Origin of the sequence: Methylobacterium sp. W2 (assembly GCF_020662345.1) — a bacterium.
Taxonomy (GTDB): Bacteria; Pseudomonadota; Alphaproteobacteria; order Rhizobiales; family Beijerinckiaceae; genus Methylobacterium.
Genome location: NZ_VMOA01000064.1, coordinates 1 through 19,477, shown reverse-complemented (window position 1 = coordinate 19,477; position 19,477 = coordinate 1). Strand labels below are relative to the sequence as shown.

The window sequence follows — 19,477 nt, the reverse complement described above, 5'->3', positions numbered from 1 at the left end:
CGGATCGAACCCCTCATGTCGCGTCTATCGGTAGGCTGCGGAGCCGGACGACGGAGCGGATCTTCTCGATGGTCCGTCGAAGATCGGCCTCGACCTGCTCGTTGGTGATCCGCAGCACGAGGTAGCCCGCCGTCAGCAAGGTATAGTCCCGGTGGCGGTCGTCGGCGTATTTCGCAGCGCTTCGGTGCTCGGGTCCGTCGAGTTCCACCACGATGCGGTGCACGCGACAGAGCAGGTCGACCCGCGGCGGCTGCCCCCAGCCGCTGACGGGCACGGGTTCGTTGCAGCAGAACAGACCGCGCAGTTCGGCGTCCTGCTGCAGGGCCGCCTCCACCCGCTGTTCGATCGCGCTGGCGGGATGAGCCTTCGAACGCGGCGGGAGGAAGCGCTCGGCGACCGGAGGGGGCTCGCGCACGATCTCGCAGGCGCCGTAGAGGATGCGATCGTAGGGGGCGGAGTCGGGCGGCCACGCCGGCAGGGCCATGACGATGGCGGCGCCGTGGCCCATGCACCATTCCAGTGCCTCGATCACCGGCGCGGCACGGCCCGGCGATGCGGGATTGATCTCGCCGATCAGGACGACGCCGGACGGGTCGATCGCGTGCAACAGCTGAACGAGCTGGATTTCCCGCGCGGCTTCGCGGAACCGGGGTGGGTGGCCGGCGCCGGCCCGCCGCCGTGCCGCCCTGAGCCAGGGGCCGGATACGATCGGATCGACAGAGTGATCCGTGTCCGCGAGGTCGCCGTCGTCCCGCCCATGCCAATGCGGCCAGCGGCTGAGCGCGAGATCGGCGAGATCATCGAGGAGGCGGTCGAGCACCGCCGCACCGGTTCGCAGACCGTCGGTGACGAGCAGGAACGCGCCACGGGCGTGATCGTCATCGGCGGTGATGGCTTGGGCGATGCCGTCGCAACCGATGTCGACGACGACGAGCCGACGGCCCGGCGCCAGCCCGAAGACCCGTTCGGCGAGTTCGGTCCGCTCCAGGCGCGGCCTCGCCGTGTCACCGAAAGCGGTGGCTGCTATCACGATGAGAGACTTACGCTGAGACTACGCATCGAGCGTCGGGGCGTCCTCGATCTCCTGGGGTCGGTCAAGGGGGGCAGACCAGCACAGGTTGTCCTCCTTGGCTACCCGATCGCCCATGTGACGAAGTATCAGGCCGGGAAGGCCACGACGGGCCTCTCTTCTTCGGCGCCCGGCCTGTCATATTGGCGTCTGGGCTACCGACTATGAGCGCTTCGGCCCGACGCACGCCGCCGAGGAAAAGCTCCTTTGGACGACCTTGCCCGATACGCCCTGTATTTCACCCCCGCTCCGGGCTCGGCGCTCGCCGCCTTCGGCGACGCGATCCTGGGGGCTGGCCCGGCGCCCGGTCCGGACGCGCTCCGGGCGATCCTCGCCGGCAACACGGCCGAGCCGCGCATCTACGGGTTCCACGCCACCTTGAAGGCGCCGATGCGTCTCGCCTCGGGCGCGACCGAAGCCGATCTCCTCCATGCGGCCGAGGCCCTGGCCGCGCACCGGAGCCCCCTGCCCGTCGGCCCCCTGCGGGTCGCCGCCCTCGGGGATTTCATCGCCCTGGTACCGGAGACGCCCCCGCCCTCTCTCGGCCTCTTCGCCGCCGAGTGCGTTTGCGGCCTCGATCCCCTGCGCGCACCCCTCACCCCACCTGAGCGCGCCCGCCGCCGCCCCGAGCGTCTGGATCCCCGCAGCCGGGCCCTGCTGGAGCGCTGGGGCTACCCGCACGTCTTCGAGACGTTCCGTTTCCACATGACCCTCACCGGCCGCCTTGCGACGGAGGATTGCGCGACCGCCCTGCCCCTGCTGGCCGAGGCCGCCGCGGGCCTGCCCGACCTGGTGATCGATGCGGCGAGCGTCGTCGTCCAGGACGGCACGGCGCCGTTCCGCCTCCTGCGCCGCCTCCCCTTCTCCGCCTGAAGGACACCGCGATGGTCTCCGATCGCCTCGGCCTCGAACCGGCCGTCCACCCGACCGCCGAACTCTCCCGGTGCCACCTCGGCCGCTACACCGAGGTCGGCGCACGCACGCGCCTCAGTGAAACGAGCCTCGATGACTATTCCTACATCGTCGAGGACGGGCAGGCGAACTACACGACCATCGGCAAGTTCTGCTCCATCGCCTCGCATGTGCGGATCAACCCCGGCAACCACCCGATGGAGCGGGCCTCCCAAGCTCATTTCACCTACCGGGCCAGCGCCTACTGGCCGGGCGAGGAGGACGAGCCCGCCTTCTTCGCCCGGCGCCGGGCCCTGCCCGTCACCATCGGCCACGATGTCTGGATCGGGCACGGGGCCGTCATCCTGCCCGGGCGCAGCATCGGAACCGGGGCGGTGGTCGGCGCTGGTACGATCCTGACCCGGGATGTCGCGCCCTACACCATCGTGGTCGGCAACCCCGGCCGCGTTGTCCGTCGCCGGTTCCCCGAGGCCATCGCCGAGCGCCTGCAGGCGCTGGCCTGGTGGGACTGGGACCATGCGCGCCTTCGCCGTGCACTGCCGGACTTCCGCGCTCTATCGATCGAAGATTTCCTGGAGCGTCACGAGGGTGAGGCACAATAATCCCGGCAATTGCTTAGCCGGAGAATAGTCATTCTCCTGTCGTACGGGGCGGGTCTACCGGCGTTCAACGTGAATTGCCGGACACAAGCATGCTAATCCTCGAAGGTCTTGCCCGCCATTACGGCGACCGCCGCGCGGTGGACGGCGTTTCTCTCGCCATCCCCCGCGGCCAGTTCGTCGGCGTGATCGGGCGCTCGGGCGCCGGCAAGTCGAGCCTGCTGCGGATGATCAACCGCCTCGCCGAGCCGACGGGCGGCCGCATCCTGTTCGACGGCCTCGACGTCACGGCCCTGCGCGGCCGCGACCTGCGGCGCTGGCGGGCGCGCTGCGCAATGATCTTCCAGCAGTTCCACCTCGTCGGTCGCCTCGACGTGTTGAGCAACGTGCTGATGGGCCGGCTCTCGGAGGTTCCCAGGCACCGTTCCCTGTTCAAGCTCTGGTCCGAGCGCGAGCGTGCCCTCGCGCTGGCCGCCCTCGACGAATTCGGGATGGGCGACTTCGCCTGCCACCGGGCCGACCAGCTCTCCGGCGGCCAGCAGCAGCGCGTCGCCATCGCGCGGGCAATGATGCAGGCCCCGGACCTGATCCTGGCCGACGAGCCTGTGGCCTCCCTCGACCCGCGCAACACCCGCATCGTCATGGACGCGCTCGCCGAGGCCAACCGGCGCCACGGCATCACCGTGTTGTGCAACCTGCATTCCCTCGATCTCGCCCGCGGCTATTGCGACCGCCTCGTCGGCCTCGCCGACGGCCGCCTCGTGTTCGACGGCGCGCCCGCCGACCTCACCGAGGATGTCGCCCGCCAGCTCTACGGGCTGGAGGCCGGCGAGGTCCTCGACGCGCCCGCCGCGCCGGCGCGGCCCCGGACCTGGCCCGCCGCCCTCGTCGCCTGATCCCTCACCACCCCATCCGGAAGATCCCCATGCTGACCCGCCGATCCCTCGCCGGAGCCCTCGCGCTCGCCCTCCTCGCCGTCCCGGCCGCCGCGCAGGATTGGAAAGCGGCTTATCCGGAACTGACTCTGGCGGTGATCCCGGCCGAGAACGCGTCGGGCACCACCGATCGCTACGCACCGATGACCGCCTACCTGTCGAAGGCCCTCGGCGTGCCGGTGAAGTTGCGCATCGCCAACGATTACGCCGCCGTGATCGAAAGCCAGCGCGCCGGCAACGCCCAGCTCGCCTTCTACGGCCCCGCCTCCTTCGCCCGCGCGGTGATGACCGGCGTCAAGATCGAGCCCATCGTCAACCAGAAGCACGACACCGGCGCCTCGGGCTACTACTCGGTGATCTACGTGCGGGCCGACAGCCCCTACAAGACGATCGAGGACCTGAAGGGCAAGAACCTCGCTTTGGTCGATCCCAACTCCACCTCCGGCAACCAGGCGCCGCGCTTCTTCCTGCACAAGGCCGGCCACCCGGTCGACGCGCATTTCGGCAAGACCGTCTATGCCGGCAGCCACGAGAACGCCGTCCTCGCCCTCGTCCAGGGCACGGTGGAGGCGGCCGCCAACCTCTACAACACCGACACCGACACCATGGTCACCCGCATGGCCGCCAAGGGCATGCTCAAGAAGCCCGACGGGACGCCCCTGACGCAGGCCGATTTCCGGGTCGTGTTCAAGTCCGACTTCCTGCCCGAGGGGCCCTTCGCCATGCTGGCGAGCCTGCCCGACGACCTGAAGGCGAAGATCCGCGACGCCCTCGTGGCGCTGCCGACGGCCGACAAGGCGGCCTTCGACCGGCTCTCGGACGGCAAGGACCAGGGCCTCACCGCCGTGACCCTGAAGGATTACCAGCCGATCATCGAGATGCTGAAGTTCAACGACGACCAGCGCCGCAAATCTTGACCGGACCTGTCCCGATCCACGCGGCACCGCCGGTAACGACCGATGCCTGAGCGGATCACGCCCCTGCCCCCGGACCGGGCCTCCGCCCTGGCGGGGGCCTACGATGCGGCCGTCGCCGCGACCCGGCGCCGGACCTGGGCCGGCCTCGCCGTGATCGTCGTCCTCGCCGGGCTCGCCGCTTACGCCGCCGAGGTGCGTCCCCTGGTGCTCGCGGCCAATATCGGCCGGTTCACCGATTACATCGACCAGATCCTGCCCCACCTGACCCTGGCGAACCTGCCGGGGGATCTGGCCGAATGGTACTGGGGCTGGCCGAAATGGCTGGCTCTGCTCGGCGAGACCCTGCTGATGGCCTATCTCGGCACCCTGCTGGGGGCCATCGGCGGCGTCCTCCTGTGCTTTTCCGCCGCCGCCAACGTGACCGGCAGCCGGACGGCGTGCTTCCTGGTGCGGCGCGGGCTCGAATTCTGCCGCACGGTGCCCGAGATCGTGTTCGCGCTGCTCTTCGTCATCGCTTTCGGCCTCGGGCCGATGGTGGGCGTGCTGGCGCTGGCGATCCACACCACGGGGGCGCTGGGCAAGCTGTTCTCGGAGGTCGTCGAGAACATCGACATGAAGCCGGTGGAGAGCCTCACCGCCGCCGGGGCGGGCCGGATCGAGACCCTGCGCTTCGCCGTGCTGCCGCAGGTGCTGTCGAACTTCGTCTCCTACGGGCTGCTGCGCTTCGAGATCAACGTGCGGGGCGCGGGCGTCATGGGCTTCGTCGGCGCCGGCGGCATCGGGCAGGAGCTCCTCGTGGCGATCCGCAACTTCTACTACGCCGATGTCAGCGCGATCCTGGTCCTGATCATCCTCACCGTGATGGCGATCGACCTCGGCACCGAGCGCCTGCGCCACCACCTCCTCGGGAGCCTGCGATGACCGGTCCCGACATCGATCCGGCCGAGATCGCCGCCCTGCGTCGGCGCTTTCCCGACAGCTTCCGCCCGGCCTGGCGCGCCCGCCTTCTCGCGGGTCTCGCCCTCGCCGCCCTCGTCGCCTTGTCCGGCTACGCGCTGGTGCGCCTCGATTTCTCCGCCGCCCGCCTGCTCAATGGCCTCGGCCGCCTCGGCGAGTTCAGCCTGCTGATGCTGCCGCCGGAGACCGGCGGGCGGGCCTGGGCCTTCCTGCAGGCGCTCGCCGAGACCCTCGGTATCGCCTTCATCGGGACGCTGACGGCGGCGATCCTGGCCTTCCCCGTAGCATTCCTGGCCGCCCGCAACGTCGTTCCCAATCCCTTCGTGCATTTCACCGTCCGGCGCGGCCTCGACGTGGTGCGCTCCGTCGATGTGCTGATCTGGGCGCTGATCTGGATCAACGTGGTCGGGCTCGGCCCCTTCGCCGGGGCGCTCGCCATCGCCTGCGCGGATTTCGGGGCCCTTGGCAAACTGTTTTCGGAAGCGGTCGAGACCGTCGACGGCAAGGCCGGCGAGGGCGTCTCCGCCTCCGGCGGTGCCGAATTGCATCGCATCCGCTTCGGCCTCATCCCGGCGGTGTTGCCGGTGCTCGGCAGCCAGGTTCTGTACTTCTTCGAATCGAACACCCGCTCGGCCACCATCATCGGCATCGTCGGCGCGGGCGGCATCGGCCAGTACCTGACCGAGCTGATCCGCGTCCTCGAACTGCGCCAGGTCGCCTTCCTGATCCTGATGATCCTCATCACCGTGGCGATCATCGACGCCGTCTCCGGGCGCCTGCGCCGGGCCCTGATCGGCGGCGCGACGACCTGATACCAGACCTCACTGACCCTGACCCATCGGTCAGGGTCAGTGAGGTCCGGCGGACGACGGCCGCCGCGCCGTCGCGCGGGCAGGCCTCGACGAGTCGCGCTCATCGAGGTCCGGTATGAGCGGGCTCTCTTCCCGGCCGAGCCAAAATCCGACCATTCCCCGTCAGCCCGTCGGCCCGTCCCGCGAGACGGGGCCGATCCGCTCCGCCGCGAAGCGTTCGCGCAGCCAGGTCGCGGCGGGGCCGCAGGGCCGCTGCTTGTGCCAGACCAGCTCGAGGGCGATCGGCCAGTCGCCCGCGTCGAACTGCAGGTCCGGCGTGACGAGGTGCGGCGCCGTGAGCGACGCGGCGATGACGTGGTCGGTGACGAAGGCCCAGCCGATCCCGTGCTTCACCAGCTCCAGGATCACCCAGTGGCTCTCCACCCACCACACCTCGGCGGCCACCCGCAGGCGGCGCTTCTCCGGCCCGTCGCTGCGCGCGGCAACCAGGATCTGGCGGTGGCGCTTCAGCTCCTCCCATTCCACCCGCGCCTTGGCGAGCGGGTGGTCGCGCCCGCAGACGAGCTTGAGCGGCACCCAGCCGATGGTCTGGAAGCCGAGTTCCGTGGGCAGCACCTCCTGGCGCCACATCACGCCGAGATCGGCGGCGCCGGACTGCACCATGCGGCTGACATCCTCCATCAGCGGGAAGAGCAGCTCCAGCTCGACGAAGGGGAAGTGCCGGGCGAAGTCGGCGAACAGGGCGCCCAGCGCATGCTCGGGATAGAGCTCGTCGATGGCGACCACCAGCCGGTTCTCCACCCGCCGCTCCAGGCTGCTCGCCACGCCGATCAGGTGCTCGCGCCGGTCGAGCACCACGCGCGCCTCCAGCAGCAGCCGTTCCCCCGCCGGGGTGAGCACCGGGTTCCGGCCCGCCCGGCTGAACAGCGTGATTCCGAGATCGGCCTCGAGATTCGCCACCTGGGTGCTGACGGCCGACTGCGCCTTGCGCAGCACGCGGGCGGCGCCGGAGAAGGACCCCGCCTCGGCCGCGGCCACGAAGGCCTGGAGTTGGTCGAGCGAGACGGCCATCTATCTGATCCTCAGATACGTCCTAACTTGCCGGACGCGGTATGGCAGATAGAAAGCCACGAACCAACGAGGCTTTTCGAGACGAGACCATGCGCAGCACCCGTGACCGTATCCGCCACGCCCTCCTGTTCGAGATGTTCGGGCTGGCCCTCATCGTCCCGTTCGGCACCGTGCTGTTCGGGCTGCACGCCTCCGATATGGGGGTGATCGGCATCGGCAGCGCCCTGATCGCGACGGCCTGGAACTACGTCTACAACCTCGGCTTCGACCGGGCGCTGCAGCGGCTCACCGGGCACACCCGCAAGAGCCTCCTCCTGCGGGTGGGGCACGCCGTGCTGTTCGAAGCGGGCCTGCTCATGATCCTGCTGCCGCCGACCGCCTGGTATCTCGGCATCGGCCTCGCGCAAGCCTTCTTCATGGATCTGGCGATCGCGGCCTTCTACGTGGTCTACGCCTTCGTCTTCAACCTGACCTACGACCGGGCCTTCCCCCTGCCGAGCTGGGGCAAGGTCGCGGCCGAGCCGTCCGCCTGAACCGCAATCGAGCCGTTCCGCCGGCGACTGGATTGCGGAGTTTACGCGCCCGGTCGCATGCGTCGACGATATCGTGGTCGCGGAGAAGGGCGATCACTCCACCACCAGCTCCACCCGGTCGGCGGCAAACAGGCTGCGGGTGGCCTGGATGCGCTGGCCGTCGCTGTCTACGTTCACGCTCGACAGGATGATCAGGCTGCGGCCGGGGGCGATGTCGAGGCGCGCCGCCTCCTCGGCCTCGGCGGCACGGGCGCCGATCCGGGTCGAGAGACGGGTGTAGTCGGCGACCCCGTAGCCCGCATAGGCGCGGGTGATCGAGCCGCTGGCGGCGTAGGCCGTGTCGAAGCCGGAAAAGCGCGGCAGGGGCAGGCAGGTCCGGGCCGTCGAGATCGGGGCGCCGTCGGCCCGGTGCACGGTGTGGAGTTCGAGGATCGGCGCGCCGGGCGCGATCCCCAGGGCCTCGGCCCAGCCCGCATCGGCCGGCACCGTCGCGGCCGCGATCAGGTCGCCCCAGGCCTCGCGGCCCGTGCGCGTGACGATCTCGGAGAATCGGGTCCGGGGACCGATCGGATAGGGGATCGGGCCCTGTTCCACGAAGCTGCCCTTGCCCTGCGTGGTGCGCACCAGCCCGTCCTCGGCGAGCACGCCGAGCGCCCGGCGCACCGTGTGCCGGTTCACGCCGAAGCGCGCGGCGAGCGCCGATTCGGCCGGCAGCTGCGCCCCGCGGGCAAGTGCCCCGCTGCGGATCTCGCCCGCCAGCGCGTCCGCGATCTGCCGCCAGGCGGCGAGACCACCCCCGCGCTGGAGCGCTGTCACGGGCCTGTCGCCCGCCTCATTCATGGATCGCTCGCATAGCCTGCCCGAAACTCCTTGCGCCTGATCATCCTCTTGTCTATACATCTAGACATGTCTGGAGACCGATCGATGCCGAGTGCCAGCCAAACACCACGTGAGCCGGGGATGCCAGACCCCACAGCCCGCCGGCATGCGATGGAGCGGGCCGGCCAGGCCAGCCCGGCCGAGCTGCTGGCTGCTCTGGCGCAGGCTGGAATCACTCCCGAGGCGGAGGATCTGCGTCCGGCGGAGACCGGGCTGGTGATGGTCCGGGGGCGGATCGGCGGCGACGGCCGGCCCTTCAACGCCGGCGAGGCCACCGTGACGAGGGCGGCGGTACGCCTGCCCGGCGGCGAGACCGGCTTTGCCTACCACCTCGGCCGCGACCGGGATCGCGCCCGCCTCGCGGCCATCCTCGACGCGCATTGGCAACGCCCGGAGGCGCGCCCGGCCCTTGATGCCGCATTGGCCGCCATCGCCGCGCGCCGGGCGGAGGCGGCGCGGCAGGCCGCCCGCAAGGTGGCGGCGACCCGGGTGAACTTCTTCACCCTGGCGCGGGGAGAGGATTGATGGCGCATACCCTCGCTCGACAACTGGCCCATGGCTTCGCCGATCCCGTCCATGAGGGACAAGCGGTGTTCCGCGCCGCGATGGAGGCTCTGAGCCGGCCCGGCCGCATCCGTCCCCTGGCCATCGCCCTGACGCCCCCTGCCCCGCTCACCCCGGAACTCGCGGCCCTGGCGCTGGCGTTGACCGATGCCGACACGCCGGTCTGGCTCGATGCTCCGCTGCGGGAAGAACCGGCGGTGGCCGGCTTCCTGCGCTTCCACACCGGGGCGCCGATCGTCGCATCGCCCGGGCAGGCCGCCTTCGCGCTGATCGCCGATCCCGCCGGCTGCCCGGCCTTCACGGAGTTCGCGCAGGGCACCCCCGCCTACCCCGATGCCTCAGCCACCCTGATCCTCGCCGTCGAGACCCTGTCCGACGCCGACGGCCCGGCCTTCGCGGGGCCGGGCATCCGCGGCACCATGCGCCTCGATGCCGGCCCCCTGCCCGCCGATTGGGCGTCGCGCTGGGCCGCGAACCAGGCCGGCTTCCCGCTCGGCGTCGACCTTCTCCTCGTCGCGGCCGGGCGCCTCGCCGGGCTCCCGCGCTCGGCCCGCCCCGCCGCCCCGGAGGCAACCCCATGTACGTAGCGGTGAAGGGTGGCGAGGCCGCCATCGACAATGCCCACCGGCTGCTGGCCGAAATCCGGCGCGGCGATCCGGCCGTGCCCGACCTCACCGTGGCGCAGATCCGCGAGCAGATGCGCCTCCTCGTCGACCGGGTGATGACCGAGGGCTCCCTCTACGATCCCGATCTTGCCGCCCTCGCCCTGAAACAGGCCCGCGGCGACGTGGTCGAGGCGGTGTTCCTGGTGCGGGCCTACCGCACCACGCTGCCGCGTTTCGGCGCCACCGAGGCCCTCGATACCGGCGCGATGACCCTGGCACGGCGCATCTCCGCCACCTTCAAGGACTTGCCCGGCGGTCAGGTTCTCGGCCCGACCTTCGACTACACCCACCGCCTCGTCGATTTCGCCCTGGCCGACGGCGCCGTCCCCGAACCCGCCGCCGAGGCCGAGCCGGAGGCCGATGCCGCCGCCTGCCCGCGGGTCACCGATCTCCTCGGGCAGGCCGGCCTGCTCGAACCCTCGCCTCCGGACGACGGCGCGCCCGTGGGCGACCTCACCCGCGAGCCGGTGGATTACCCCGCCGACCGCGCGGTCCGGCTGCAGGGGCTGGCGCGGGGCGACGAGGGTTTCATCCTGGCGCTGGGCTACTCGACGCAGCGCGGCTACGGCCGCACCCACCCCTTCGTCGGCGAGATCCGGGTCGGATCCGTGGAGCTCGACTTCACGCCGGAAGAACTCGGTTTTCCCGTCAGCCTCGGCACGGTCGACATGACCGAGTGCCAGATGATCAACCAGTTCCACGGCCACGGGGCGGTGCCGCCGCAATTCACCCGCGGCTACGGCCTCGTCTTCGGCCAGGGCGAGCGCAAGGCCATGGCCATGGCGCTGGTGGACCGCTCCCTGCGGGCGGCCGAACTCGGCGAGGCCGTAGTGGTGCCGGCCCAGGACCAGGAATTCGTGCTGGCCCATTGCGACAGCCTGCAGGCAACGGGCTTCGTCGAGCACATGAAGCTGCCGCACTACGTCGACTTCCAGGCCGAACTCGACCTCGTCCGGCGCCTGCGCGCCGAGCACGCCGCCCGGACCGCCGAGCCGGACGAACCCACCTTGCGGGAGGCCGCCGAATGAACGCGCAGGTCCAAATCCAGGTCACCGCTTCGCCGGGCACCGGCTACAACTTCGCCTATCTCGACGAGGGCACGAAACGGATGATCCGCCGGGCCATCCTCAAGGCCATCGCGATCCCCGGCTACCAGGTGCCCTTCGCCGCCCGCGAGATGCCGATGCCCTATGGCTGGGGCACGGGCGGGGTGCAGGTCACGGCCGCGATCCTGGGCTCATCCGACGTGCTCAAGGTGATCGACCAGGGCGCCGACGACACCACCAACGCGGTCTCGATCCGCCGCTTCTTCACCGCCACCGCCGGGATCGCGACCACGACGCGCACGGCCGAGGCCACGGTGATCCAGACCCGCCACCGCATCCCGGAAGCGCCGCTGGCCGAGGGGCAGGTGCTCGTCTACCAGGTGCCGATCCCCGAGCCGCTGCGCTTCCTCGAACCGCGCGAGACCGAGACGCGCCAGCTCCATGCGCTCGCCGAATACGGCCTGATGCACGTGAAGCTCTACGAGGACATCGCCCGCCACGGCCACATCGCCACCACCTACGCCTACCCGGTGGAGGTGGCCGGCCGCTACGTGATGGACCCCTCCCCGACCCCGAAATTCGACAACCCCAAGATGGACGATTGCCCCGCGCTCCAGCTCTTCGGCGCAGGGCGCGAGAAGCGCATCTATGCGATTCCCCCCTACACACGGGTGCGCAGCCTCGATTTCGAGGACCATCCGTTCCGGGTCCAGAGCTTCGACCGCCCCTGCGCCCTCTGCGGGGCGGAGGACGTCTACCTCGACGAGGTCGTCCTCGACGATGCCGGCGGGCGGATGTTCGTCTGCTCGGACACCGACCATTGCGAGACCCGCCGCGCCGACGGCCACACGGGAGAGGCCGCGTGATCGAACCCCTGCTCCCCGAACCTTTGCTAACGGTCGACGGCCTGACCAAGCGCTACGGCCGTCGCCTCGCCTGCGACGGCATCGGCTTCACCCTCGATGCGGGCGAAGTGCTCGCGGTGGTCGGTGAATCGGGTTCCGGCAAGTCGACCCTGCTGTCCCTGATCGCCGGTGAGGTCACGGCCGATGCCGGAACGGTCTCCTACCGGATGCGGGACGGCGCGACCCGTGACCTCGCCGCGCTGAGCGTCGTCGATCGCCGCGCCCTGATGCGCACCGACTGGGGCTTCGTGCGCCAGGACGCCACGCAGGGGTTGCGCATGGCGGTCTCGGCCGGCGGCAATGTCGGCGAGCGCCTGATGGGCGTGGGGGACCGCCATTACGGACGCATCCGCGCCACCGCCCTCGACTGGCTCGCCCGTGTCGAGATCGCCCCCGACCGGGTCGACGACCCGCCGACGCGCTTCTCCGGCGGCATGCGCCAGCGCCTGCAGATCGCCCGCAACCTCGTCACCGCGCCCCGCCTCGTGCTCATGGACGAGCCGACCTCGGGCCTCGACGTCTCGGTCCAGGCCCGCCTCCTCGACATGATCCGGGGGCTGGTGGCCGAGCTCGGCCTCGCGGTGATCATCGTCACCCACGACCTCGCCGTGGCGCGCCTGCTCTCGCACCGCGTCCTCGTCATGCGCGGCGGCCGGGTGATCGAGACCGGGCTGACCGACCAGGTCCTCGACGACCCCCAGGCCGCCTATACCCAGCTCCTCGTCTCCTCGGTGCTCGCCGCATGACGTCCCTTCCGCCCCTCCTCGCCTTCGACGACGTGGCCAAGAGCTTCACCCTGCACCTGCGCGGCGGCGCCGTGCTGCCGGTGATCGCCGGCGCGACCCTCGCGGTCCATCCCGGCGAATGCGTCGTGCTCGGCGGCGCCTCGGGTGCAGGCAAGTCCTCCCTCCTCAAGATGGCCTACGGCAATTACCGCTGCGCCGCCGGCGCGATCCGGGTCCGTGACGGGGCCCGCGTCGTCGACCTCGCCACCGCCGCACCGCGCGAGATCCTGGGCCTGCGGCGCACGACGCTGGCCTACGTCTCGCAGTTCCTGCGGGTGATCCCCCGGGTCGGCGCCCGCGCCGTGGTGGAGGCCGCCGGAATCGAAGGGGGATTGGCCCCCGAAGCGGCCCGGTCCCGTGCAGCCGACCTGCTCACCCGCCTCAACCTGCCCGAGCGCCTGTGGGGGCTGCCGCCCGCGACCTTCTCGGGGGGCGAGCAGCAGCGGGTCAACATCGCGCGCGGCCTCATCGCCGACCGGCCCATCCTGCTCCTCGACGAGCCCACCGCCTCCCTCGATGCCGAGAACCGCGCCGTCGTGGTGGCGCTCATCGCCGAGAAGCGGGCGGCGGGCGCCGGCATCCTCGGCATCTTCCACGACGCGGATGTCCGCGAGGCGGTGGCGACGCGCATCGTCGATGTCGCCGCCTTCCGCGGGGCGATGGCCGCATGAACCAGACATCAATGGACCGGGAGCAGGCAGGCATGACGGACCGGGTCGAGATCCTCGAGAACGCGCGCCTCGTTCTGCCCGACCGGGTCGAGACGGGCTGGCTCGCCATGGTTGACGGGCACATCGCCGAGATCGGCACGGGACGTGCTCCGGAGCGCGGCCTCGACTGCGCCGGCGACACGATCATCCCGGGCCTGGTCGAGCTCCACACCGACCACCTGGAGAGCCACTACGCCCCGCGCCCCGGCGTGCGCTGGCACCCCCTCGGGGCGGTGCTCGCCTACGACGCGCAGATCGCGGCATCCGGCATCACCACGGTGTTCGATTCGCTGCGCGCCGGCACCGACCCGGATGGCAGCGGCCTCGGCACCGAGCTCGAGCTTCTGGCGGCCGCCCTGGCGGAGGCACGAGGGGCGGACCTGTTCCGGGCCGAGCACCGCACGCACCTGCGCTGCGAGATCCCCTCCACCGACGTGGTCGAGACCGTGCGCGCCTTCGCCGGGCGCTATGCCATCGGCCTCCTGTCGCTGATGGACCATACGCCGGGCCAGCGCCAGTTCCGGGATGTGGCGAAGTACTACGTCTATGCCGGGCGCGGCGGCCGCTCCCTGGAGGAGATCAAGCTCAGCACCGAACGCAAGATGCGCGACGGCCACGCCCTCAATGCCGTCAATCGCCCGGCCCTCGTCGCCCTGGCGCGGGAGCTCGGCATTCCGCTCGCCAGCCACGACGACACCACGTTGGCCGACGTGAGCCTCTCCCGCGATGAATCGGTGGCGATCGCCGAGTTCCCCACCACCCTCGAGGCGGCGGAAGCCTCGCATGCGGCCGGCATCACCGTGATGATGGGGGCGCCGAACCTCATCCGGGGCGGTTCCCATTCGGGCAACGTCGCGGCCCAGACCCTGGCGGAGGCCGGCTATCTCAGCATCCTGTCCTCGGATTACGTGCCGGCGAGCCTGCTGATGGCGGCGTTCGGATTGCCCGAGCGCGTGCCCGGCATTTCCCTGCCGGACGCCATCGCCACGGTGACGGCCAATCCCGCTCACGCCACCGGGCTGACCGATCGCGGCCGTCTGGAGCCGGATCTCCGCGCGGACCTCGTCCGGGTTCGTCTCGCCCGGGGCGTGCCGGTGGTGCGCCAGGTCTGGCGCGCCGGCACGCGGGTGGTGTGATGCCCGGCGGCTTCGTTCTCGTCGTCGGCCCGAGCGGGGCCGGAAAGGACACCCTGCTGCGGCTGGCACGGGAAGCCCTCGCCCACGAGGTCCGCTTCGTCTTCCCGCGCCGCCTCGTGACCCGCGCGCCCTCGGCGCACGAGGACAATATCGCGATCTCGGAGGATGCGTTCACCGACGGAGCGGCCTCCGGCGCCTTCGCCCTGCATTGGCGTGCGCACGGCCTCGGCTACGCGATCCCCGGCGAGACCCTGGATCAGGCGCAAGCCGGACACGTGGTGGTCTGCAACGTCTCACGCCGCATCGTCCAAACGGCCCGCCTCGCCCAGCCGTGCGTCAGCGTCGTGTCGATCACGGCCTCGCCCGATATCCTCGCCCGCCGCCTCGCCGCGCGGGGCCGGCCGGAGGATGGGGACCTGCGCGCCCGCCTCGACCGCGTCGTACCGATCGAGGCCGAGTGCACGATCTGGAACGATGCCGACCCGCACAGCGCGGCTGCCGAATTGATCGCGCATCTGCGAGAACGGGCGGCCTGAGGTTCGCCTCAGGGACCCGGCTCGCACTCTATTGAGGCCGTAGGCCCGAGGGCCGAGTCGCCGGCGGAATGCTGTCGTTTTGTTGTCGCCGCTCCGCTTCGTGCGAGGGGGGTGAAGCCCATCCATTGGCCAAGAGGTGTACGAGCGATGGCAGTGGTCGAAACGGTGGCGGGACTTGAGCGCATCTACGGGGAGTGGGGCGCCGTCGCTGACGCGTCCACCGCCAAGGTCGCAGACCACATCACCCCGCAGTATCGGCGCTTCATCGAGGTTGCGCCCTTCGCGACCCTTGCCACCGCTGGCCCCGAAGGCCTCGACTGCTCTCCCCGTGGTGACCGTCCAGGGTTCATCCGCGTCGCCGATCCCCGCACGCTGCTCTTGCCCGATCGCCGAGGGAACAATCGGATCGACAGCCTGCGCAACGTCGTGCGTGATCCAAGGGTCGGGTTGATGTTCCTGATCCCCGGCATCGGCAACGCGCTTCGGGTGAATGGCCGAGCGGTCATCGACGATGATCGGTCACTGTGCGCGTCGTTTGCCGTCGATGGCAAAGCGCCCCGCACCGTGATGGTGATCACCGTTGGGGAAGTCTACTTCCAGTGCGCGCGCGCCCTCATCCGATCCGGCCTGTGGCAGCAAGCCAACCATGTCGACCCAAAGACGCTGCCGTCGCCCGGGCAGATCTTGGCCGAACTGAGCCATGGTCGGGTCGGGGGCGAGGTCTACGATTCGACCTGGGCGGAAAGGGCCAAGCACACCATGTGGTGATCGAGGAGCGGCGGACGCAGGTCTTCGGCAACCGCCGCTCACCACCTACCGGCGACGCCACCCGGCCCCGGTCGGGCTACGCGTGCCGGGAGTCCGGTTCCAGCAGACGACGCCAGCGTCCCGGGGTCGTGCCCTGATCCTTGGCGAAGGCGCGGGTGAAGTGGCTCTGATCGGCGAAGCCGCAGGCGAGCGCGATATCGGCGAGCGTCCGATCTCCCCTCCGCATCATGGTCTTGGCCTGAGCGATGCGCTCCCGCGTCAGCCACGAATGGGGGGCGATGCCGGTGGATTGGCGAAAGGCGCGCGCGAAGTGGCTGATGGAGAGCCCGCAGGCGTCCGAGACCGCCTGGAGGTGGATCGCCCGGGCGAGATCGGCGCGGATGTGGTCCTGGGCGCGACGGAGCTGCCAGGGAGCCAATCCGCCGCGAACCGTCTCGGGCGCGGGCTGGAGCGGCGTATAGGTCCCGAGCAGATGAGCCGCGACGGCGCGGGTCAACTGGCGGCGGATGACGTCGGCCCAGCGATCCTGCCGATCCAGCGTTTCCCCGACGCTGACGGCGAGGTTGTGCAGGGCGGGGTCCGCCAGGACCTCACCGAAGACCGGCACGAGTTCATCGAGGGGATCGGCGTCGACGATGCTCAGATCGTCGGCCACCTGCTTCAGAAGTCGGCTGTCGAGCCCGATCTGGAGGGTTCGCTTCTGTGTCCGCAATACGCAGGTCTGGCGCAGATCGTGGAGGATCGCCTCCCCGGCGTTCAGGAGCATCCGGGGCTGGCTACCCTCGACAACCTCCCGGTGCGGGGATCGCCCTTCCGTCTCGCCGAGTCGGACCTGGAGGATGAGCGCATCGAGCCGGTCGACCCGGAGGCTGCCGGCCATGCCGTCCCGCCAGCCGAGGACGATGGCGCCGTCCGACCAATCGTCGGGCCGGATTCTCGCCTGGCGGACGGGGTCATGGGACATGCCGCCGAAGCGGATATCGCGCGTCGGGGTGGGGCGGAGAGAGGCCGGCGCCGGCGGTACGGCAAGCGGCGCATCGCAGTCATGGACAAGCGTTCGAAGCATGTCTGTCTCCCCATTGTACGATGGCGAGAAGCTAAACGGCCAAGCTAGGACCCGTCTTTCGCGAGGCTGCGGTGGCGTGTCCAGATCCTGCTGTTCACGGGATCGGCCTTCATGAGGTATGCTGCCTGTACTCGCCCGGCGTCTTGCCGACGACGCGCTTGAACGCCGTGTTGAACGCGCCCTGGCTCGAAAAACCGGACGACAACGCGACATCCACCAGCGGGATCTTGCGGTCGTTCAGCAACCGTCGTGCGCGAGCAAGTCGTTCCTCGCTGACGAAAGCATAGGGCGTCCTGCCCGTGACGCGTTTGAACATGCGGCTGAAGTGGAAGGGGCTGAGGCACGCCACGGCGGCGATCTCGGCCACGGACAGGTCCCGTTCGAGATTGTCGCGGATGAACGCGACGGCGCGGTCGATCCGGTCGGGGCAAGGGGCCTCCGTGGCGGGGCGCACGCGCGTGTCCGGTCGGTCGTGACCGTAGGCCTGCGCGACCCGGGCCGTCAGGGCGAGGGCTGCGGCCTCCACCATCATGCGGCCCGCCGAGCTTTCCCGGACCAGTTCCTGGTGGATCGAGAGCCCGATCTGAGCGAGCAACGGATCCTCGACGCCGGCGAGATAGCGCACGGTATCGGCACGGATGCGCGCATCGCCATACAGCTCCGCGAGGGTCTCGAAGCGCTCCGTCGGCAGATAGATGTGGAGGATCTCGTCGAGCGGCGCGGAGATGTTGATGTCGTCCTCGCCGACCCCGACGGGACAAAGCCAGATCGTCCCCGCCTCCACCGGCGTCCGCTGCCGGATCCCGGCCCCCTTGCGGCTGACATACGCATCCGGGCTGCGCCGGATCGCCAGGGTGATTTCCATCTGGGCCGGGACGATGGCGGGCAGGTCGCCCGCCGGATGGGACCGGACTTCCGCGGCGACGCCCTTCCATTGCCGCCCCGCCGACGAGGCGAAGAGACCCGCCTTCGGGAATTTGTGCGCGCCGTGCCGGTGAAGATCCATGCCGGCACCGTGCAAGCCGTGCGCGAAGACGGCAATTATACAGGTGTATCGGAGACCGGACGGGCCGTGGCCGCCATCGCGGTCGAGCCTCCGCCCGATGTGGATTGCCGGGTATGGGCGGTCTGATGACGCCGAAGCTCCTGATAAGGCGAGGCAATCGTCAAGCTTGCAATCGCCATGCGATCCAAATCGTGTATCAGGTGAACGTATTCGCATCGGCGAGGTGCGCATCGAGAACCATGCCCGAAGCGACTGTTCATATCGTCGACGATGATCCGGTGCTGCGCGAAGCGCTGGTGCGCCTCTGTCTGTCGGAGGGATTGGCGGCGGTCGGGCACGGAGATCCCGGCGGGCTGGCGCAGTCCCTCCTGCGCCGGTCTCCCGAATGCGTTCTTCTCGACGTGCGCCTCGCCGAACAGAGCGGACTGGCCGTCCAGGACACGTTGCGCGCGGACGGCAACACGGTCCCGATCATCTTCCTGACCGGCTACGGCACGATCCCCATGTCCGTCCGCGCCATGCGGGGGGGCGCCGTCGAGTTCCTGACCAAGCCCTTCATCGCCGACGTGCTGGTCGCGGCCATCCGCAAGGCGCTGGCGGCCGATGCCGTCGCCCTCGCCGAAAGGCGCGCCCGGGACGACCTGTCGGCCAGGCTCGCCACCCTGACGCCCCGCGAGCGTGACGTGCTGCGCTGCGCCATCGGAGGGCTGATGAACAAGCAGATCGCCGCCGATCTCGGCATCACGGAGATCACCGCCAAGGTCCATAAGCGGCGCGTCATGGAGAAGATGCAGGCGCGATCCCTCGCCGACCTCGTCCGCATGGCGGACCAGCTCGGCATCGCCGCGACCCGCCAGCGCTGAGTGGGGGGCGCGAGACGAAACCTTCGTATGAGGAGGGATAACCAAAGCATCGTTCTGGTGATCCGCCGTATAATATTCAGGATCCTCTGACGGGCTAAGATCCGGATATGAACTCAGGGCTGCAGCAGAGATTTCGAGCGGCTCCGTTCTGTTCTTGAAACCAGTCCGATATCAGGAGACGCACCATGATCAAGCATCTCGCTTCCATCGCCCTTCTTCAGCTTGGCCTGATGGCCCCGGCCCTGGCCATGCCCGAGCATCGCCCATCCCACACCGTCGTCGAGCGGGTCGACCTGGAGGGCGCCCCGCGATCCTTCGGAGAGCCGCAGGCGTCCCGGACCATCGACAGTTCGGCCAAGGGCGGCAACGCCGACGAGACCAACCACGCGGTTCCGAACTTCGGCACCACCTCGGGCGGCCCCGCCGACTGATCCTCCGACCTACGGCGCCAGCGCGGTCGTCAACCCGGGAGAGCGGCCATGAACCTTCTCATCAGACCGTCTCTCGCGGCCATTCTGGCGCTGGTGTCGACGATGCCCTTCGCGCAATCCTCCACGCCTCCGGCGGGGCGGATCGTGTCCTCCTGGATGGCGGCGGCGCCCATCGTCGCCAAGGTCGATCGCCGCTACGGCCATCGGCGCATGGATCGGCGCCCTCAGTGAGCGTCTCGCGTTCCGACCGGCGGAGCGGGGCTCACGGCTCCGGATGCAGGAAGCCGTGGACGGCCTGGACCACCACCGACC

24 protein-coding genes are annotated in these 19,477 nt (G+C 70.1%); 19 read left to right on the top strand and 5 right to left on the bottom strand.

Annotation, left to right across the window (positions count from 1 at the left end; genetic code table 11):
• Positions 1–13 precede the first annotated feature (13 nt).
• Entirely contained in the window at positions 14–1,030 is a 1,017-nt protein-coding gene (locus FPV16_RS24255) for an endonuclease domain-containing protein (RefSeq protein ID WP_227441090.1), read from the bottom strand.
• Positions 1,031–1,276: 246 nt separating this feature from the next.
• Here FPV16_RS24255 and FPV16_RS24250 point away from each other — a divergent pair, with 246 nt between their 5' ends.
• The 6 genes from FPV16_RS24250 (at position 1,277) to phnE (FPV16_RS24225) (ending at position 6,201) form a co-directional block, all read left to right on the top strand.
• Entirely contained in the window at positions 1,277–1,942 is a 666-nt protein-coding gene (locus FPV16_RS24250; RefSeq protein ID WP_227441089.1) for a DUF1045 domain-containing protein, read from the top strand.
• 11 nt (positions 1,943–1,953) lie between these two features.
• Complete coding sequence (locus tag FPV16_RS24245; RefSeq protein ID WP_227441088.1) at positions 1,954–2,583, top strand: DapH/DapD/GlmU-related protein; 630 nt, start codon at positions 1,954–1,956, stop codon at positions 2,581–2,583.
• An 89-nt stretch (positions 2,584–2,672) separates the two neighbouring features.
• Complete coding sequence (phnC, locus tag FPV16_RS24240; RefSeq protein WP_227441087.1) at positions 2,673–3,476, top strand: phosphonate ABC transporter ATP-binding protein; 804 nt, start codon at positions 2,673–2,675, stop codon at positions 3,474–3,476.
• 29 nt (positions 3,477–3,505) lie between these two features.
• Positions 3,506–4,432 (top strand): phosphonate ABC transporter substrate-binding protein, encoded by a 927-nt coding sequence (phnD, locus tag FPV16_RS24235; protein ID WP_227441086.1) that lies wholly within the window; start codon positions 3,506–3,508, stop codon positions 4,430–4,432.
• 42 nt (positions 4,433–4,474) lie between these two features.
• Positions 4,475–5,353 (top strand): phosphonate ABC transporter, permease protein PhnE, encoded by an 879-nt coding sequence (phnE, locus tag FPV16_RS24230; RefSeq protein WP_227441085.1) that lies wholly within the window; start codon positions 4,475–4,477, stop codon positions 5,351–5,353.
• On the top strand, positions 5,350–6,201 hold the full coding sequence (gene phnE / locus FPV16_RS24225; RefSeq protein WP_227441084.1) for a phosphonate ABC transporter, permease protein PhnE: 852 nt from the start codon (positions 5,350–5,352) through the stop codon (positions 6,199–6,201). Before phnE (FPV16_RS24230) ends, phnE (FPV16_RS24225) begins: the two co-directional genes overlap by 4 nt.
• Before the next feature lie 162 nt (positions 6,202–6,363).
• Here phnE (FPV16_RS24225) and FPV16_RS24220 read toward each other — a convergent pair whose 3' ends face one another.
• Positions 6,364–7,272, bottom strand: a complete 909-nt coding sequence (locus tag FPV16_RS24220) for a LysR family transcriptional regulator (protein WP_227441083.1) — start codon at positions 7,270–7,272, stop codon at positions 6,364–6,366.
• A gap of 89 nt (positions 7,273–7,361) precedes the next feature.
• Between FPV16_RS24220 and FPV16_RS24215 the strand changes: the two genes are divergently transcribed.
• On the top strand, positions 7,362–7,805 hold the full coding sequence (locus tag FPV16_RS24215; protein ID WP_227441082.1) for a PACE efflux transporter: 444 nt from the start codon (positions 7,362–7,364) through the stop codon (positions 7,803–7,805).
• Between the two features lie 93 nt (positions 7,806–7,898).
• On the opposite strand, the gene phnF is transcribed toward FPV16_RS24215, so the two are convergent.
• Positions 7,899–8,645 carry a phosphonate metabolism transcriptional regulator PhnF gene (phnF, locus tag FPV16_RS24210; protein ID WP_227441081.1) on the bottom strand — a complete coding sequence of 249 codons (747 nt, stop codon included), beginning with the start codon at positions 8,643–8,645 and terminating at the stop codon, positions 7,899–7,901.
• Positions 8,646–8,765: 120 nt separating this feature from the next.
• On the opposite strand from phnF, the gene phnG reads away from it, so the two are divergent.
• From phnG to FPV16_RS24165, 9 genes are all read left to right on the top strand, one after another.
• Positions 8,766–9,209, top strand: coding sequence for a phosphonate C-P lyase system protein PhnG (gene phnG, locus FPV16_RS24205; protein WP_264484011.1), 444 nt, complete (start codon positions 8,766–8,768; stop codon positions 9,207–9,209).
• A complete protein-coding gene (gene phnH / locus FPV16_RS24200) occupies positions 9,209–9,835 on the top strand; it encodes a phosphonate C-P lyase system protein PhnH (protein WP_227441080.1) in 627 nt (208 codons plus the stop codon). Before phnG ends, phnH begins: the two co-directional genes overlap by 1 nt.
• Positions 9,826–10,941, top strand: a complete 1,116-nt coding sequence (locus FPV16_RS24195) for a carbon-phosphorus lyase complex subunit PhnI (RefSeq protein WP_227441079.1) — start codon at positions 9,826–9,828, stop codon at positions 10,939–10,941. Before phnH ends, FPV16_RS24195 begins: the two co-directional genes overlap by 10 nt.
• Positions 10,938–11,825: an alpha-D-ribose 1-methylphosphonate 5-phosphate C-P-lyase PhnJ gene (locus tag FPV16_RS24190; protein ID WP_227441078.1), complete on the top strand. Its 888-nt coding sequence runs from the start codon at positions 10,938–10,940 to the stop codon at positions 11,823–11,825. The genes FPV16_RS24195 and FPV16_RS24190 overlap by 4 nt, the downstream gene beginning before the upstream one ends.
• A complete protein-coding gene (phnK, locus tag FPV16_RS24185) occupies positions 11,822–12,610 on the top strand; it encodes a phosphonate C-P lyase system protein PhnK (protein ID WP_227441077.1) in 789 nt (262 codons plus the stop codon). Before FPV16_RS24190 ends, phnK begins: the two co-directional genes overlap by 4 nt.
• Entirely contained in the window at positions 12,607–13,320 is a 714-nt protein-coding gene (gene phnL / locus FPV16_RS24180; RefSeq protein ID WP_227441076.1) for a phosphonate C-P lyase system protein PhnL, read from the top strand. The genes phnK and phnL overlap by 4 nt, the downstream gene beginning before the upstream one ends.
• Before the next feature lie 32 nt (positions 13,321–13,352).
• Positions 13,353–14,495 (top strand): alpha-D-ribose 1-methylphosphonate 5-triphosphate diphosphatase, encoded by a 1,143-nt coding sequence (locus FPV16_RS24175; protein WP_227441099.1) that lies wholly within the window; start codon positions 13,353–13,355, stop codon positions 14,493–14,495.
• Positions 14,495–15,031 carry a phosphonate metabolism protein/1,5-bisphosphokinase (PRPP-forming) PhnN gene (gene phnN, locus FPV16_RS24170; protein WP_227441075.1) on the top strand — a complete coding sequence of 179 codons (537 nt, stop codon included), beginning with the start codon at positions 14,495–14,497 and terminating at the stop codon, positions 15,029–15,031. Before FPV16_RS24175 ends, phnN begins: the two co-directional genes overlap by 1 nt.
• Positions 15,032–15,178: 147 nt before the next feature.
• Positions 15,179–15,799: a pyridoxamine 5'-phosphate oxidase family protein gene (locus FPV16_RS24165; RefSeq protein WP_227441074.1), complete on the top strand. Its 621-nt coding sequence runs from the start codon at positions 15,179–15,181 to the stop codon at positions 15,797–15,799.
• 76 nt (positions 15,800–15,875) lie between these two features.
• Here FPV16_RS24165 and FPV16_RS24160 read toward each other — a convergent pair whose 3' ends face one another.
• Positions 15,876–16,865: a helix-turn-helix domain-containing protein gene (locus tag FPV16_RS24160; protein ID WP_227441073.1), complete on the bottom strand. Its 990-nt coding sequence runs from the start codon at positions 16,863–16,865 to the stop codon at positions 15,876–15,878.
• A 109-nt stretch (positions 16,866–16,974) separates the two neighbouring features.
• Complete coding sequence (locus tag FPV16_RS24155; RefSeq protein WP_227441072.1) at positions 16,975–17,871, bottom strand: helix-turn-helix domain-containing protein; 897 nt, start codon at positions 17,869–17,871, stop codon at positions 16,975–16,977.
• A 239-nt stretch (positions 17,872–18,110) separates the two neighbouring features.
• On the opposite strand from FPV16_RS24155, the gene FPV16_RS24150 reads away from it, so the two are divergent.
• From FPV16_RS24150 to FPV16_RS24140, 3 genes are all read left to right on the top strand, one after another.
• The gene (locus FPV16_RS24150; protein WP_227441071.1) at positions 18,111–18,734 is read left to right on the top strand and encodes a response regulator transcription factor; all 624 of its coding nucleotides are present in this window, start codon (positions 18,111–18,113) and stop codon (positions 18,732–18,734) included.
• A 185-nt stretch (positions 18,735–18,919) separates the two neighbouring features.
• Positions 18,920–19,165 (top strand): hypothetical protein, encoded by a 246-nt coding sequence (locus tag FPV16_RS24145; protein WP_227441070.1) that lies wholly within the window; start codon positions 18,920–18,922, stop codon positions 19,163–19,165.
• Between the two features lie 48 nt (positions 19,166–19,213).
• Positions 19,214–19,396: a hypothetical protein gene (locus tag FPV16_RS24140; RefSeq protein WP_227441069.1), complete on the top strand. Its 183-nt coding sequence runs from the start codon at positions 19,214–19,216 to the stop codon at positions 19,394–19,396.
• Positions 19,397–19,477: the final 81 nt, after the last annotated feature.